The 15,153-nt window shown below is 57.6% G+C and carries 17 protein-coding genes; 15 read left to right on the top strand and 2 right to left on the bottom strand.

The genetic code is table 11. From position 1 onward, the window contains the following. Positions 1-19 precede the first annotated feature (19 nt). The 4 genes from CMQ96_RS02615 to yedF all read left to right on the top strand — a co-directional run bounded on the left by CMQ96_RS02615 (position 20) and on the right by yedF (position 3,347). Positions 20-1,198, top strand: a complete 1,179-nt coding sequence (locus CMQ96_RS02615) for a MalY/PatB family protein (protein ID WP_049086486.1) — start codon at positions 20-22, stop codon at positions 1,196-1,198. A gap of 315 nt (positions 1,199-1,513) precedes the next feature. After that, complete coding sequence (gene ydfZ, locus CMQ96_RS02610; protein ID WP_004134374.1) at positions 1,514-1,717, top strand: putative selenium delivery protein YdfZ; 204 nt, start codon at positions 1,514-1,516, stop codon at positions 1,715-1,717. Positions 1,718-1,905: 188 nt separating this feature from the next. Next, entirely contained in the window at positions 1,906-3,117 is a 1,212-nt protein-coding gene (gene yedE, locus CMQ96_RS02605; protein ID WP_004134371.1) for a selenium metabolism membrane protein YedE/FdhT, read from the top strand. After that, positions 3,114-3,347, top strand: coding sequence for a sulfurtransferase-like selenium metabolism protein YedF (yedF, locus tag CMQ96_RS02600; protein ID WP_004134369.1), 234 nt, complete (start codon positions 3,114-3,116; stop codon positions 3,345-3,347). The genes yedE and yedF overlap by 4 nt, the downstream gene beginning before the upstream one ends. A gap of 77 nt (positions 3,348-3,424) precedes the next feature. Here the strand turns inward: yedF and metQ are convergent, their stop codons facing one another. Next, a complete protein-coding gene (gene metQ / locus CMQ96_RS02595; RefSeq protein WP_024357990.1) occupies positions 3,425-4,237 on the bottom strand; it encodes a methionine ABC transporter substrate-binding lipoprotein MetQ in 813 nt (270 codons plus the stop codon). Between the two features lie 272 nt (positions 4,238-4,509). On the opposite strand from metQ, the gene add reads away from it, so the two are divergent. Continuing rightward, on the top strand, positions 4,510-5,511 hold the full coding sequence (gene add / locus CMQ96_RS02590; protein ID WP_098065824.1) for an adenosine deaminase: 1,002 nt from the start codon (positions 4,510-4,512) through the stop codon (positions 5,509-5,511). A 56-nt stretch (positions 5,512-5,567) separates the two neighbouring features. Here the strand turns inward: add and CMQ96_RS02585 are convergent, their stop codons facing one another. Then, a complete protein-coding gene (locus CMQ96_RS02585) occupies positions 5,568-6,608 on the bottom strand; it encodes an oxidoreductase (protein WP_024357988.1) in 1,041 nt (346 codons plus the stop codon). Positions 6,609-6,785: 177 nt separating this feature from the next. Between CMQ96_RS02585 and blr the strand changes: the two genes are divergently transcribed. The 10 genes from blr (at position 6,786) to CMQ96_RS02535 (ending at position 15,152) form a co-directional block, all read left to right on the top strand. Beyond that, the gene (gene blr, locus CMQ96_RS02580) at positions 6,786-6,935 is read left to right on the top strand and encodes a division septum protein Blr (protein WP_004119556.1); all 150 of its coding nucleotides are present in this window, start codon (positions 6,786-6,788) and stop codon (positions 6,933-6,935) included. A 103-nt stretch (positions 6,936-7,038) separates the two neighbouring features. Next, positions 7,039-8,409, top strand: coding sequence for a GH1 family beta-glucosidase (locus tag CMQ96_RS02575; RefSeq protein ID WP_024357987.1), 1,371 nt, complete (start codon positions 7,039-7,041; stop codon positions 8,407-8,409). Positions 8,410-8,629: 220 nt separating this feature from the next. Then, positions 8,630-8,845, top strand: a complete 216-nt coding sequence (ydgT, locus tag CMQ96_RS02570; protein WP_004134363.1) for a transcription modulator YdgT — start codon at positions 8,630-8,632, stop codon at positions 8,843-8,845. A gap of 79 nt (positions 8,846-8,924) precedes the next feature. Further along, entirely contained in the window at positions 8,925-9,365 is a 441-nt protein-coding gene (locus tag CMQ96_RS02565; protein WP_024357986.1) for a DUF2569 domain-containing protein, read from the top strand. Positions 9,366-9,442: 77 nt separating this feature from the next. Further along, positions 9,443-10,024: an electron transport complex subunit RsxA gene (gene rsxA / locus CMQ96_RS02560; RefSeq protein WP_004102633.1), complete on the top strand. Its 582-nt coding sequence runs from the start codon at positions 9,443-9,445 to the stop codon at positions 10,022-10,024. Continuing rightward, the gene (rsxB, locus tag CMQ96_RS02555; protein WP_024357985.1) at positions 10,024-10,602 is read left to right on the top strand and encodes an electron transport complex subunit RsxB; all 579 of its coding nucleotides are present in this window, start codon (positions 10,024-10,026) and stop codon (positions 10,600-10,602) included. The genes rsxA and rsxB overlap by 1 nt, the downstream gene beginning before the upstream one ends. Then, positions 10,595-12,766: an electron transport complex subunit RsxC gene (gene rsxC, locus CMQ96_RS02550; protein WP_098065822.1), complete on the top strand. Its 2,172-nt coding sequence runs from the start codon at positions 10,595-10,597 to the stop codon at positions 12,764-12,766. The genes rsxB and rsxC overlap by 8 nt, the downstream gene beginning before the upstream one ends. After that, the gene (gene rsxD / locus CMQ96_RS02545) at positions 12,767-13,819 is read left to right on the top strand and encodes an electron transport complex subunit RsxD (protein ID WP_049086142.1); all 1,053 of its coding nucleotides are present in this window, start codon (positions 12,767-12,769) and stop codon (positions 13,817-13,819) included. A gap of 10 nt (positions 13,820-13,829) precedes the next feature. Continuing rightward, complete coding sequence (gene rsxG, locus CMQ96_RS02540) at positions 13,830-14,450, top strand: electron transport complex subunit RsxG (protein WP_098065820.1); 621 nt, start codon at positions 13,830-13,832, stop codon at positions 14,448-14,450. A gap of 3 nt (positions 14,451-14,453) precedes the next feature. Next, positions 14,454-15,152, top strand: coding sequence for an electron transport complex subunit E (locus CMQ96_RS02535; protein ID WP_004132319.1), 699 nt, complete (start codon positions 14,454-14,456; stop codon positions 15,150-15,152). Position 15,153 lies beyond the last annotated feature (1 nt).

Here is a 15,153-nt window from a genome sequence, read left to right as displayed (position 1 = left end):
CATAATGAAGGAAGTGCAGATGTTTGATTTTTCAACGCCGGTCGACCGTCATGGCACCTGGTGTACCCAGTGGGATTACGTCGCCGACCGCTTTGGCGCAGCCGACCTGCTGCCATTTACTATCTCCGATATGGATTTCGCCACCGCCCCCTGCATTCTTGATGCCGTCAGCAAACGCCTGGCACACGGCGTTTTTGGCTATAGCCGTTGGAAAAACGACGAGTTCCTCGGCGCGGTGAGCCACTGGTTCGCCAGCCGTTTTCATAGCTCAATCGATCGCGAAGCGCTGGTGTACGGCCCGTCGGTTATCTATATGGTCGCGGAGATGATTCGCCAGTGGTCGGCAGTGGGAGACGGCATTGTGGTCCACGCTCCGGCCTATGACGCCTTTTATAAAACTATCGAAGGCAATCAGCGGCGCGTCGCCCCCGTCCCGCTCACCCTCGACAGCGGCCAGTGGCGCTGCGATATGGCGCAGCTGGAACAGGCGCTGGCCGAGCCGCGCAATACCGTTTTGCTGCTATGCAGCCCGCATAACCCCACCGGCAAGGTCTGGACCCGTGAAGAGCTGGAAACCATGGCGCGGCTGTGTGAAAAACACGGCGTGAAGGCGATCAGCGACGAGATCCATATGGATATGGCGTGGGATGGGCATCAGCACATCCCGTGGTGCGAGGTGGCGCGCAGCCCCTGGGCGCTCTTTACCTCCGGTTCGAAAAGCTTCAACATTCCGGCGTTTACCGGCGCATACGGGCTGATTGACGACGCCGCCGCACGCGAAAGCTATCTGCACGCTCTGAAGAGCCGCGATGGCCTCTCTTCCCCTTCCGTGCCGGCGCTGGTGGCGCATATCGCCGCCTATCGCGAGGGGGCGGCCTGGCTGGATGCCCTGCGCGGCTATCTGCAGGAGAATATGCGCTACATCGCCGATGAGCTGAACCAGGCGTTTCCCGAGCTTAACTGGCAGCCGCCGCAGGCGACTTACCTGGCATGGATTGATCTGCGGCCGCTGGCGATTGACGATCGCGCCCTGCAAAAAGCGCTCATCGAGGAGCAAAAGATCGCCATTATGCCCGGCGATACCTACGGCGAAGCGGGTAAAGGCTTTGTCCGCCTGAACGCCGGCTGTCCGCGCGAGAAGCTGGAAAAAGGCGTACAGGGGTTAATCGCCGCGTTGCGCCGATCGCCAACGCGCTAGCGGCCTGTCCGCTAGCTCAGAGGTCAATATCGCCGCCGGTTTTTCGCGGCTAAAAAATTAAGCCGGAAATATCATCATCCCGCGCTATTTTTCCGCGCCGCCGGAGTACACGATCTATTTAGCACACGGCGGCGCGGCATCGCGGGATTATTTACCGCCGCTGCCTTCGCTTAATTGCCGACTCCCCGCTCGCTCATCCGTCCTCCGGGCATAATTAGCCGATATTTTGACGAGACTCAAAAAAAACCGTTTCACAAAGGTGTATTTAAATGCCGTTTTTAATTCCCGTCAAAGCATTCATCAGGAGGAAAAAAAATGAACACCTACGATCGTAACCGTAACGCTATCTCTACCGGCAGCATGGTTATGGTGGCCGACAGCGGCGCGACGGGCGTCATCAAAGCCATCCACGCCGAGGGTAAAACGGCGGAGCAGATCCGTCGCGCCGATTGCGTGGAAATAGACGGCCATCAGGGATTATATTGCCCGTTGAATCTTATTCGCCTGGGCTTTAACTAATCGCCAAAACCGTCACCGGGAGCTGACCGCGGTTCGGCGGGCGTGAAAGGCCACTCTGGTGTGGCCTTTTGTATTCTCTTTATCGGTCAATTTGATCCCATCGAGCGTTTTCAGCGAATAAGCCGCGTATTATCGCTGCTCTTTAACCCGCTACGGGTAATATACCTTCTGAGTTCAGAGGCATCTTCATGACATGGCAACAGTTCAAACAGGCGTGGCTGATTAAATTCTGGTCGCCGGTACCCGCCGTTATCGCCGCGGGTATTCTCTCAACCTACTACTTCGGTATTACCGGCACTTTCTGGGCCGTCACCGGCGAATTCACCCGCTGGGGCGGGCAATTACTGCAGCTCGTCGGCGTGCACAGCGAAGAGTGGGGCTACTATAAACTCATTCATCTCGAGGGCACCCCGCTCACCCGTATCGACGGCATGATGATCATCGGCATGTTCGGCGGCTGTTTCGCCGCCGCGCTGTGGGCGAATAACGTGAAGCTGCGCTTCCCTCGCAGCCGGATCCGCATTCTGCAGGCCGTCGCCGGGGGAATTATTGCTGGTTTCGGTGCGCGCCTGGCGATGGGCTGCAATCTGGCCGCGTTCTTTACCGGTATCCCGCAGTTTTCTCTGCACGCCTGGTTCTTCGCCATCGCTACTGCTATCGGCACCTGGTTCGGCGCGCGCTTTACCTTACTGCCCATCTTTCGTATTCCGGTAAAAATGCAGAAAGTGTCGCAGGCGTCGCCGCTGACGCAAAAACCTGACCAGGCGCGGCGCCGGTTCCGTCTCGGGATGGTGGTCTTTTTCGCCATGATCGCCTGGGGCCTGCTCACCGCGGCGAACCAGCCGAAGCTCGGCCTGGCGCTGCTGTTTGGCGTGGGGTTTGGCCTGCTTATCGAACGGGCGCAGATCTGCTTTACCTCCGCCTTTCGCGATATGTGGATAACCGGACGCACCAATATGGCGAAGGCGATTATCTTCGGTATGGCCGCCAGCGCCATTGGCATCTTCAGCTACGTGCAGCTGGGTATGGAGCCGAAAATCATGTGGGCGGGCCCTAACGCGGTTATCGGCGGCCTGCTGTTTGGCTTTGGCATCGTCCTGGCGGGCGGCTGCGAAACCGGCTGGATGTACCGCGCGGTGGAGGGTCAGGTGCACTACTGGTGGGTCGGGCTGGGCAACGTGATCGGTTCAACGATCCTCGCATACTACTGGGACGGGCTCTCCCCGGCGCTGGCCACAAGCTGGGATAAAATCAACCTGCTGGCGACCTTCGGGCCATTCGGCGGCCTGCTGGCGACCTATCTCCTGCTGCTGCTCGCGCTGGTTCTGGTGATAGGCTGGGAAAAACGTTTCTTCCGCCGTCAATCTCTCGCCGCCTCGACCGTTAAGGAAAGCGCATGAAAACTTTCGTTCCCGATTATCGCCTCGATATGGTTGGCGAACCCTGCCCCTATCCGGCCATCGCCACGCTGGAAGCCATGCCTTCGCTGAAGAAAGGCGAGATACTTGAAGTGGTCAGCGACTGTCCGCAGTCGATTAACAATATCCCGCTGGATGCCAAAAACCACGGCTACACCGTGCTCGACATTCAGCAGGATGGGCCAACCATCCGCTATTTGATTCAAAAGTAGCCAGAAAAAAGCCGGTAGTGGGTCGCTACCGGCTGCAATGATCGTGACTGCACGCGATCAGAGTTGGCCGAGCGTCTCTACCAGCCCTTCACCGCATCGCCTTTGTATAGCCGTTCAGCCGCCGCGGCGACCTCATCGCTCTGGTAGGCCTTCACCAGGTTTTTCACCTTCTCGCTGTCTTTGTTTTCGATACGGCTGGCAAAGATATTAACGTAAGGCGAATCTTTGCTTTCCACAAACAGGCCGTTGCGCGACGGCGACAGCCCAACCTGGCTGGAGAAAGTGGTATTGATGATCGCCATGGTTATCTGCTGGTCGTCCAGCGCGCGGGTCAGCTGCGGCGCTTCAATTTCGACGATTTTTAGCTTTTTCGGATTGTTGATAATATCCAGCGAAGTGGGCAGCAGACCCACGCCGTCCTTCAGCGTAATCAGCCCCTGTTTTTGTAACAACAGCAGAGAACGACCGAGGTTAGTTGGATCGTTGGGGACCGCCACCTGCGCGCCATCGGGCAGCTGAGCGACCGATGTGATTTTCTTTGAATAGGCCGCTATCGGATAAACGAAAGTGGTGCCAACCTGAACCAGCTTATAGCCGCGCTCCTGAATCTGTTTGTCCAGATAGGGCCTGTGCTGGAAAGCATTGGCATCCAGATCGCCGTTATTCAGCGCCTCGTTAGGCAGAACGAAATCATTAAACGTCACCACCTCAACGTCGAGGTTGTATTTCTCTTTCGCCACTTTTTGCGCCACCGCCCACACTTCCTGATCGACGCCCGCGCTAATGCCCACCTTGATGTGGTTGGGGTCCTCGCCAGGTTTGCAGGCGGCCAGCAGCAGTGAACTTGCGACAATCAGCGGTACCGCGATTTTTTTTAACGTGAAAACCATATTCCCAGGGTCCTTTTAAAAATTGCCTGCCATTCATTGCAGGAAAATCAGCGCCAGAGACTATAGAAAATCTCACGGGCGAAATTAAATACTGATTGACTATGATTAATAGCGTTTTGCTATGAGCGATTTGGTCATTCCTCTATTTGACAGGGTAATCCTCCCTCCTCTCAACGTTTTCCCCTGGATTGTTCGGTATTTTTCTCCCCTTTAAACCATTTATCGTTCTGATGTACAATGACGCGCACTTTAACTAAAAAAAGAGTGCGACCATGATTGATTTAACTTTGCCATTAACCGACATCCATCGCCACCTCGATGGCAATATCCGGGCCCAAACTATTCTCGATCTTGGCCGTCAGTTTAATCTCGCACTCCCGGCAGACACCCTCGATACTTTACGTCCTCATGTGCAGGTCACCAGCAATGAGCCCAACCTGGTCAGCTTCCTCGCTAAGCTCGACTGGGGGGTAAAAGTGCTGGCCTCGCTGGAGGCCTGCCGCCGCGTCGCCTATGAAAACCTCGAAGATGCCGCGCGCAACGGCCTGCACTACGTCGAACTGCGTTTCTCTCCACGCTATATGGCGATGACTCACCAGTTGCCCGTTGCCGGCGTTGTCGAGGCGGTGATCGCCGGAGTGAAAGAAGGCAGCCGCGACTTTAACGTCGAAGCCCGCCTGATCGGCATCCTGAGCCGCACCTTCGGCGAGGCGGCCTGTGAGGAAGAGCTTGAGGCTCTGCTCGCCCACCGCGACGGCATCACCGCCCTCGACCTCGCCGGGGATGAGCTGGGCTTCCCGGGAAACCTGTTTATGGATCACTTCCGCCGCGCGCGCGATGCCGGCTGGCGCATCACCGTTCATGCGGGCGAAGCCGCTGGCCCGGAAAGCATCTGGCAGGCGATTCGCGAACTGGGTGCCGAGCGTATCGGCCACGGCGTGAAGGCGGTGCAGGATCCGGCGCTGATGGATTATCTCGCCGCGCAGCGAATCGGTATTGAGTCCTGTCTGACATCCAATATTCAGACCAGTACCGTGCCATCCCTGGCCGAGCATCCGTTGAAAACGTTCCTCGAACACGGCGTGCTGGCCTGTATCAACACCGACGACCCCGCCGTTCAGGGCGTCGATATTATCCACGAATACACCTTCGCCGCCCCGGCTGCCGGCTTAAGCCGGGAGCAAATTCGCCAGGCGCAGAAAAATGGTCTGGAGCTCGCCTTTTTAAGCGCCCAGGAGAAAGCGGCGCTGATTCAGCGCGTACAGCAGGCTTAATGTTTACCCCCGCGGCAACGCGGGGTTCTGCTACCGCCTCGTTTCGTCAGGGCGATCTAATTCAGAGACAGCGTCGCCCGATGCCTGGCCGACTCCAGCCCCAGCTCAATCAGTTCCATTATCTGAATCGCCTGGCTTGCCGGGACCGGATTAACGCCGACCCCGTTAAGCGCATCGCGAATGGCGGCATAATAGGCCGGATAGTTGCCCGGTAGCGTCAGCCACGACGCTTCGGTTATTTCCTCGCCTTCGGCCCGCGTCAGCAGCCCGTCGCGCATATCGTATCCCCAGTCCTCCTGCGGCAGGCGCTCGCCGCTTTTCAGCCGTTCTTCCTGCGGATCAAGGCCGTATTTCACGTAGCTTCCGCGCGAGCCGTGGATGATAAAGCGCGCCGTTTCCGCGGCGGCCACCAGGGTTCCGTGTAATACCACCCGGCGCTGCGGCCAGGTTAATACCGCGTGAAAATAGTCAGTGGACTGCGAGCCCGGACGTAATTGCGCCAGATCGACCTGCATGCTAACCGGAAGTCCGAAGAGATTTACCACCTGGTCCAGCAGATGCGGGGCAAGATCGTACCAGATGCCGCTGCCCGGCCCGCCCTGCTCGCGCCAGCGTTGCCGCACCTGCGGTCGATAGCGGTCGAAATGTGACTCAAAATAGACCACTTCTCCCAGCAGCCCTTCATTAATCAACGATTTCACCGTCAGAAAATCGCTGTCCCAGCGGCGGTTGTGAAACACCGAAAGCAAGCGCCCCTCGCTTTTGGCAATCGCTTCAAGCTCGCGCGCCTGCGCCAGCGTCACGGTAAAAGGTTTATCCACCACCACATGCTTGCCCGCTTCCAGCGCGGCTTTGGCCAGCGGAAAATGGGTGTCGTTTGGGGTGGGGATCGCCACCAGGTCGATATTGGGATCGCTAAAGAGCGCTTGCGGCGCGGCCACCACCTGCACCGCAGGCCAGTCGGCCAGCACTTTCTTTTCATCGCTGCTCGACACCGCCGCCAGCGTCATCCCCGGCGTACCGCTGATGAGCGGCGCATGAAAGGTTTTGCTCGCATAGCCGTAACCGATTAATCCTACCCGGATAGCGTCACTCATTTTTCTGCCCTCTTAACGAGAAGATGGTGGCCGCGTTGATGCCGCGGCTTGCTCACTCTTTTAACCCGCAATGTTGCTCAGCTTTACGCCATTTGCGTCGCTAAGATCATGTAACACTTGCGTTACTTCAGTCGTTGAGTACCATTTCAGTCTGGTTTCACAATTTGCAGTAGTGTTATGGAAAACGTTTTTAACCGTATTGTAGAACTTATTGGCTGGATTGTTTTGGGCGTTTCGGCCCTGCTTTTAGTTATCGCTCATCATATTGATAACTACCAGTCCCCGCCTTCCGTTGATGTTGTTCAGACGAAGCCGCTGTCGAAATAAACAGTGACCCGCTTCGCAACTATGCAACCGGTTTCTGAAACCGGTTGCATAGTTGCACACGCATTGATTACACTCTCTTTATCAATCGATAAGGAGTTTTTTCATGTCCGGATTTCCGCAACACTTTTTATGGGGCGCCGCTACCGCAGCCTGGCAGGTTGAAGGCGGACACGATGCCGACGGCAAAGGCCCTTCTATCTGGGATACTTATTCCCATCTTCCTGGCACTACCTATCAGGGGACGACCGGTGACGTCGCCGTTGACCACTACCATCGTTTTCGCGAAGACGTGGCGCTGATGGCGGAAATGGGTTTGCAAAGCTATCGCTTCTCTATTTCCTGGCCCCGCCTGTTGCCCACCGGCCGCGGCGAGGTGAATGAAGCAGGGGTGCAATTCTACAGCGACCTGATTGACGAGCTGCTGGCGCATAACATTGAACCGATGATCACCCTGTACCACTGGGATCTCCCCCAGGCGCTACAGGATGAAGGCGGCTGGGAGGCGCGCAGTACGGCGCAAGCCTTCGCTGAGTACGCGCGTCTTTGCTATCAACGCTTTGGCTCTCGCGTCAAACTGTGGGCCACCTTTAACGAGACGATCGTTTTTATTGGCCACGGTTATATTAACGGCATTCATCCCCCTGCGGTGCGGGACCCGGCGCGGGCCATTCAGGCCTGCCACCACGTCTTTATCGCCCATGCGCTGGCGGTTAAAGCGTTTCGTGAAATGGGCGTCGCGGGAGAGATAGGGTTTGTCAACGTGCTGCAACCGCACACTGCATTAACCGACAGTGAAGCAGATAAGCAAGCGACGGAGATGGCGGACGCTATCCATACCCACTGGCTCTACGATCCGGTATTAAAAGGCGGCTATCCTGCGGAGCTGCTGCAGAAAACTCAGGCGCTGTGGGGCGTTCCGGCCTTTGAACCGGGTGACGATGCGCTGCTGCGTGACAACCGCTGTGATTTTATCGGCCTGAACTACTACCGTCGTGAAACCGTGTCGGCGCAGCCTCCTGAAGTCGCGACCGGCGGCGAGCCGGGAGTTGACGGACTCTTTTACTTCGTGCGCAACCCGCAAAGCACCTATACCGAATGGGGCTGGGAAATTTGGCCTCAGGGCTTAACCGACGGGATCATGATGATTAAAGCGCGCTACGGTGATATTCCGATCTATATCACCGAAAACGGGCTGGGGGCGGTAGACCCGATTATCAATGGCGAAATCGTCGACGACCCGCGAATTGACTACCTCAGCAGCCATATCACGGCGCTGGAAAAAGCGCTGGAGCTGGGTGCCGACGTGCGCGGTTACTACCCCTGGTCCTTTATTGATCTGCTGAGCTGGCTGAACGGTTATAAAAAACAGTACGGGTTCGTTTATGTCGATCACCAGCAAAATCTGGCGCGTAAACGGAAAAAGAGCTTTTTCTGGTATCAAAACGTTATTGCCAGCCGAGGCGAACAGCGTTAATCTTCTCTCCCAGGCGCCTTCCGGCGCCTGATTTAGTTCTGGAATACTCCTAAATTTCTTTTTACCAGGCCGGAAACATCGTCTGTTCTTGTCACAGGTATTTACAACCGAAATAACTCCATACAGTTTATCTTAAAAAGGAACTGCCGGTTGAGAACAGGTTTACTCAATATGGGTATATTCAACTTAATTTATTCCGATTATAAAATGGATACGCAAAATGACCGTTCAGGACTACTTATTAAAATTTCGTAAAATCAGTTCGCTGGAAAGTCTGGAAAAACTTTTTGATCACCTTAACTATTCTCTGACCGATAACGAAGAGATCGTCAACATGTATCGCGCGGCCGACCATCGCCGGGCGGAACTGGTTTCCGGCGGCAAATTGTTCAACATCGGCGAAGTGCCCAAGTCCGTGTGGCGCTACGTGCAATAAAGACTGTCATCATTCACGCCAGTTGCTTATACTTCCGCCCTGCTTTTATTGATAACTGGCGTTGAATTTGGGAGTAATAATGTCCTCTGACTCTGTGGAACGTATTGGCGGATGGCTTTTGGCGCCGCTGGCATGGCTCCTGGTGGCCCTGCTTAGCGCCTCATTGTCGCTGCTATTTTTTGCTAAGGCTTTGATGTCTTCCCAGACTTATACATTGTTGGGCAATATGAGTGCCGAACATCTCGCCCTGTGGATTGCTTCCTTAGCTTTTGCTATCGCCATGTGGTACTACACGCTGTGGTTGACCATCGCCTTTTTTAAGCGGCGGAAAGGGGTACCGAAACACTACATCATCTGGCTGCTGATCACGCTGCTGTTGGCGGTGAAAGCCTTTGCCTTTTCCCCGATTTCTGACGCGCTCGCGCTGCGCCAGCTGCTTTTCCCTCTTCTCGCCGCTGCGCTGCTTGCACCCTATTTCAGGCGTTCTGCTCGGGTTAAACGGACCTTTGTGAATCCGTAATAACCACACAGTTAACCTGTTGTCGCCGGTATCGATTTATTCGATAATAGACGGCTTTTTCTATTTCAGGTCGAATGATGGCTGATTATTTACTGCTCTTTGTTGGCACTGTCCTTGTTAACAACTTCGTGCTGGTGAAGTTTCTAGGACTGTGCCCGTTTATGGGGGTTTCCAAAAAGTTGGAAGCCGCTATGGGGATGGGGCTCGCCACCACCTTCGTGATGACGCTGGCCTCTATTTGCGCCTGGCTAATTGATACCTGGATCCTTATCCCACTGGATCTGGTCTATTTGCGCACGCTGGCCTTTATCCTGGTCATCGCCGTGGTGGTGCAGTTTACCGAGATGGTCGTGCGTAAAACCAGCCCGGCGCTGTATCGCCTGCTGGGGATTTTCCTGCCGCTGATCACCACCAACTGCGCGGTGCTCGGCGTGGCGCTGCTAAACATTAACCTTGGGCATAATTTCCTGCAATCGGCGCTGTACGGTTTTGCCGCCGCGGTCGGTTTTTCGCTGGTGATGGTGCTTTTCGCTTCTATTCGCGAGCGCCTGGTGGTCGCGGATGTGCCGGCGCCGTTTCGCGGTAACGCCATTGCGCTGGTCACCGCAGGTTTAATGTCTCTTGCCTTTATGGGCTTTAGTGGTTTGGTGAAGTTGTAATGAACGCTGTCTGGATAGCCGTGGTCGCCATTAGCCTGCTGGGGCTGATTTTCGGCTTAATTCTGGGGTACGCCTCCCGCCGCTTTGCGGTAGAAGATGACCCGGTGGTGGAAAAAATAGATGCCCTGCTTCCGCAGAGCCAGTGCGGCCAGTGCGGCTACCCCGGCTGTCGCCCCTACGCGGAAGCGGTCGGGACCCAGGGTGAGAAAATCAACTGCTGCGCCCCCGGCGGCGAAGCGGTAATGCTTAAAATCGCCGAGCTGTTGAACGTCGATCCGCAGCCGACAGACGGCGACGCGCAAGAAGCCGAACCTGCACGAATGCTGGCGACGATCGACGAAGCGAACTGCATCGGCTGCACAAAATGCATCCAGGCCTGCCCGGTCGACGCCATCATCGGCGCCACCCGCGCCATGCATACGGTGATGAGCGATCTCTGTACCGGCTGTAATCTCTGCGTCGCGCCTTGTCCAACGCAATGTATTGAACTGCGCCCGGTGGCGGCGACGACAGAAACCTGGAAATGGGATCTTCAGACCATCCCGGTACGCATTATTCCCGTGGAACAACATGTTTAAGTTATTTTCCGCTTTTCGCAAAGATAAAGTCTGGGACTTCAACGGCGGCATCCATCCGCCAGAGATGAAAACCCAGTCCAACGGTACCCCGCTGCGTCAGGTGTCGCTGCCGCAGCGTTTCGTCATCCCGCTAAAGCAGCATATCGGCGCGGAAGGTGAGCTGTGCGTGCAGCCGGGCGATCGCGTCCTGCGCGGCCAGCCGTTGACGCGCGGCTGGGGCCGAATGTTGCCGGTGCATGCCCCAACATCCGGGATCGTGGCGGCCATCGCCCCCCACTCTACCGCCCACCCTTCCGCGCTGGCGGAAATGAGCGTCATTATTGATGCCGATGGCGAAGATCGCTGGATTGAGCGCGATGGCTGGTACGATTATCAGAATAAATCCCGCGAAGCGCTGATTGAGCGTATTCACCAGTTTGGCGTGGCCGGACTGGGCGGCGCGGGTTTCCCGACCGGCGCCAAGCTGCGCGGCGGCGGCGACAAAATCGACACACTCATTATCAACGCCGCCGAGTGCGAGCCCTACATCACCGCCGATGACCGTCTGATGCAGGATTGCGCGGCGCAGATCGTTGAGGGTATTCGTATCCTTGCCCATATTCTGCAGCCGGGTCAGGTCCTGATCGGCATCGAGGATAATAAACCGCAGGCGATTTCGATGCTGCGCGCGGTATTAGCCGACACGCACGGTATTTCCCTGCGAGTGATCCCCACCAAATATCCCTCCGGCGGCGCGAAACAGCTCACGCAGATCCTCACCGGCAAGCAGGTGCCTCACGGCGGACGCTCCTCTGACATCGGCGTGCTGATGCAGAACGTCGGCACCGCCTATGCGGTGAAACGCGCGGTAATCGACGGCGAGCCGCTGACGGAGCGCGTCGTCACCCTGACCGGCGAAGCGGTCTCGCGTCCGGGTAACGTCTGGGCGCGCCTCGGCACCCCGGTCAGCCATTTGCTAAAGGATGCCGGTTTCTGCCCGAGCGCTGACCCGATGGTGATTATGGGCGGCCCGTTGATGGGCTTCACCCTGCCGTGGCTCGACGTGCCGGTCGTGAAAATTACCAACTGCCTGCTGGCGCCGTCGGCGAGCGAAATGGGCGAGCCGGAAGAGGAAAAAGGCTGCATCCGCTGCAGCGCCTGTGCGGACGCCTGCCCGGCCGATCTTCTGCCGCAGCAGCTTTATTGGTTCAGCAAAGGCCAGCAGCACGACAAAGCCACCAGCCATAATCTCGCAGATTGCATTGAGTGCGGCGCCTGCGCCTGGGTTTGCCCAAGCAATATTCCGCTGGTGCAGTACTTCCGCCAGGAGAAAGCCGAGATCTCCGCGATCGCGCAAGAAGAGAAACGCGCCGCGGAGGCCAAAATTCGCTTTGAGGCGCGTCAGGCTCGCCTGGAGCGCGATAAAGCGGCGCGTCTGGAACGTCATAAGCAGGCCGCGGTCCAGCCTGCGGCGAAAGATCAGGACGCCATTAACGCCGCCCTTGCCCGGGTGCGTGAAAAACAGCGTGACGCGGCGCAGCCGATTATCGTGCTCTCCGGCGCCAAACCGGATAACAGCGAAGCCATTGCCGCCCGCGAAGCCCGCAAGGCCGAGGCGCGGGCGCGCAAAGCCGAACAGCAGACGGCTCCGGCGGTAGATGCCGCAGCCGATCCGCGCAAAGCCGCCGTTGAAGCCGCGATCGCCCGAGCGAAAGCGCGTAAAGCTGAACAGCAGATGGCTCCCGCGGTAGATGCCGCCGCCGGACAACCGGCAGCCGCCGATCCGCGCAAAGCCGCCGTTGAGGCCGCTATCGCCCGAGCGAAAGCGCGTAAAGCCGAACAGCAGACGGCTCCGGCAGTAGATGCCGCCGCCGAACAACCGGCAGCCGCCGATCCGCGCAAAGCCGCCGTTGAGGCCGCTATCGCCCGAGCGAAAGCGCGCAAAGCCGAACAGCAGACGGCTCCCGCGGTAGATGCCGCCGCCGAACAACCGGCAGCCGCCGATCCGCGCAGGGCCGCCGTTGAGGCCGCTATCGCCCGAGCGAAAGCGCGCAAAGCAGAACAACAGCAACAAGCAGTTCCCCCGTCGGCAGCCAATGACGACGCCCGCAAAGCGGCAGTCGCTGAAGCAATCGCCCGCGTTCAGGCCCGGAAAGCATCCCGGCAGGCAGTTAACGAGGATTAAATGGTTTTCAGAATCGCAAGTTCCCCTTATACCCACAATCAGCGCCAGACTTCGCGGATTATGCTGCTGGTGCTGCTCGCCGCGGTACCCGGCATCGTGGTGCAGACCTGGTTTTTCGGCTGGGGTACCGTGTTGCAGATTATCCTTGCCGCCCTCACGGCGTGGGGGGCCGAAGCGGCCATCCTTAGACTGCGCAAACAAAATATTCCCGCGATCCTCGCCGATAACTCAGCGCTGCTCACCGGCCTGCTGCTGGCCGTCAGTATCCCGCCTTTCGCCCCGTGGTGGATGGTCGTGTTGGGCACTGCGTTTGCGGTGATTATCGCCAAACAGCTGTACGGTGGACTGGGTCACAATCCTTTTAACCCGGCAATGATTGGCTACGTGGTGCTACTGATCTCTTTCCCGGTGCAGATGACCTCCTGGCTTCCGCCCCATGAAATAGCCGCCCATGTTCCAGGTTTTAGCGACGCGCTGCGGATGATTTTCACCGGCCATACGGCGACCGGTGGGGACATGAATAGCCTGCGAATTGGCATTGACGGTATCAGTCAGGCCACGCCGCTGGATACCTTTAAAACGTCGCTTCACGCCGGCCATCCGGTTAGCGAGATCCTGCAGTATCCAATCTACGGCGGCGAGCTCGCCGGTCTCGGCTGGCAGTGGGTGAACGTGGCCTGGCTCGCGGGCGGTCTGTTCCTGCTGTGGCAGAAGGCTATCCGCTGGCATATTCCGCTGAGCTTCCTGCTGAGCCTCGCCGTTTGCGCTACCCTGGGATGGCTGTTCTCCCCGGAAAGCCTCGCCTCGCCGCAGATGCATCTGCTTTCCGGCGCCACCATGCTCGGCGCCTTCTTTATCCTGACGGACCCGGTGACCGCCTCCACCACCAATCGCGGACGCCTGATCTTCGGCGCGCTGGCGGGATTACTGGTATGGTTGATTCGCAGCTTTGGCGGCTACCCGGATGGCGTGGCCTTTGCCGTCCTGCTGGCCAATATCACCGTTCCGTTGATCGATTACTACACGCGCCCGCGCGCGTACGGCCACCGCTGAGGACCCGAACATGTTACAAAGCATGCGCAAACACGGTATCACGCTGGCACTCTTCGCCGCAGGTTCTACCGGGCTGACGGCGGCGATTAACGAGCTGACCAAAAGTACCATTGAAGACCAGGCCGCCCAGCAGCAAAAAGCCCTATTCGACCAGGTGATGCCAGCCGCTCTCTACAATAACGATTTGCTGAAAAGCTGTTATCAGGTTAGCGCGCCGGAGCTGGGCAAGGGCCAGCACAAGGTATGGATCGCGCAGGACGGCGAGAAGCCGGTTGCTGCGGTGATGGAAGCTACCGCGCCGGACGGCTATTCCGGCGCCATTCAGCTGCTGGTAGCCGCCGATTTTAAAGGCACCATGCTGGGTACCCGCGTTACCGAACATCATGAGACGCCGGGCCTGGGCGACAAAATCGAGCTCCGAATTTCCGACTGGATCACCCTCTTTGCCGGTAAAACGATCCATGGGCAAGACGACAGCCACTGGGCCGTGAAAAAAGACGGCGGCGATTTCGACCAGTTTACCGGGGCCACCATTACCCCTCGCGCGGTGGTCAACGCCGTCAAACGCGCGGGCCTGTACGCCCAAACGCTGCCCGCGCAGATTTCCGCATTCACTCCCTGTGGAGACTAGACCATGAGCGAAGTTAAAGACGTTATTGTTCAGGGGTTGTGGAAAAACAACTCCGCGCTGGTTCAGCTGCTGGGGATGTGTCCCCTGCTCGCCGTGACTTCTACCGCCACCAACGCTCTCGGTCTTGGGCTGGCGACGACGCTGGTTTTGACCCTGACGAACCTGACCATTTCCAGCCTGCGTCGCTGGACGCCGGCGGAAATCCGTATCCCGATTTACGTGATGATCATCGCGTCGGTAGTGAGCGTCGTGCAGATGCTGATTAACGCCTACGCGTTCGGCCTTTATCAGTCTCTGGGGATTTTTATCCCGCTGATCGTCACCAACTGTATCGTGGTTGGCCGCGCGGAAGCCTTTGCGGCGAAAAAAGGCCCGGCGCTCTCGGCGCTGGATGGATTCTCCATCGGGATGGGGGCGACATGCGCAATGTTTGTGCTCGGTTCGATGCGCGAAATCCTCGGCAACGGCACCCTGTTTGACGGTGCCGATAGCCTGCTCGGCGGCTGGGCTAAAGTTCTGCGCATTGAAGTATTCCATACCGATACGCCGTTCCTGCTGGCGATGCTGCCACCGGGCGCATTTATTGGCCTCGGCATGATGTTGGCGGTAAAATACCTCATCGATGAACGTAGCAAACAGCGCAAAGCCAAAGCGGCGCAAGCCGATCTCATTGCGCCGTCTGATGTGACGGGAAAAGCATAGG

Source organism: Klebsiella sp. MBT K-1 (genome assembly GCF_002556465.1).
GTDB lineage: Bacteria > Pseudomonadota > Gammaproteobacteria > Enterobacterales > Enterobacteriaceae > Klebsiella > Klebsiella grimontii.
This window is presented reverse-complemented; position numbering and strand designations above follow the sequence as displayed.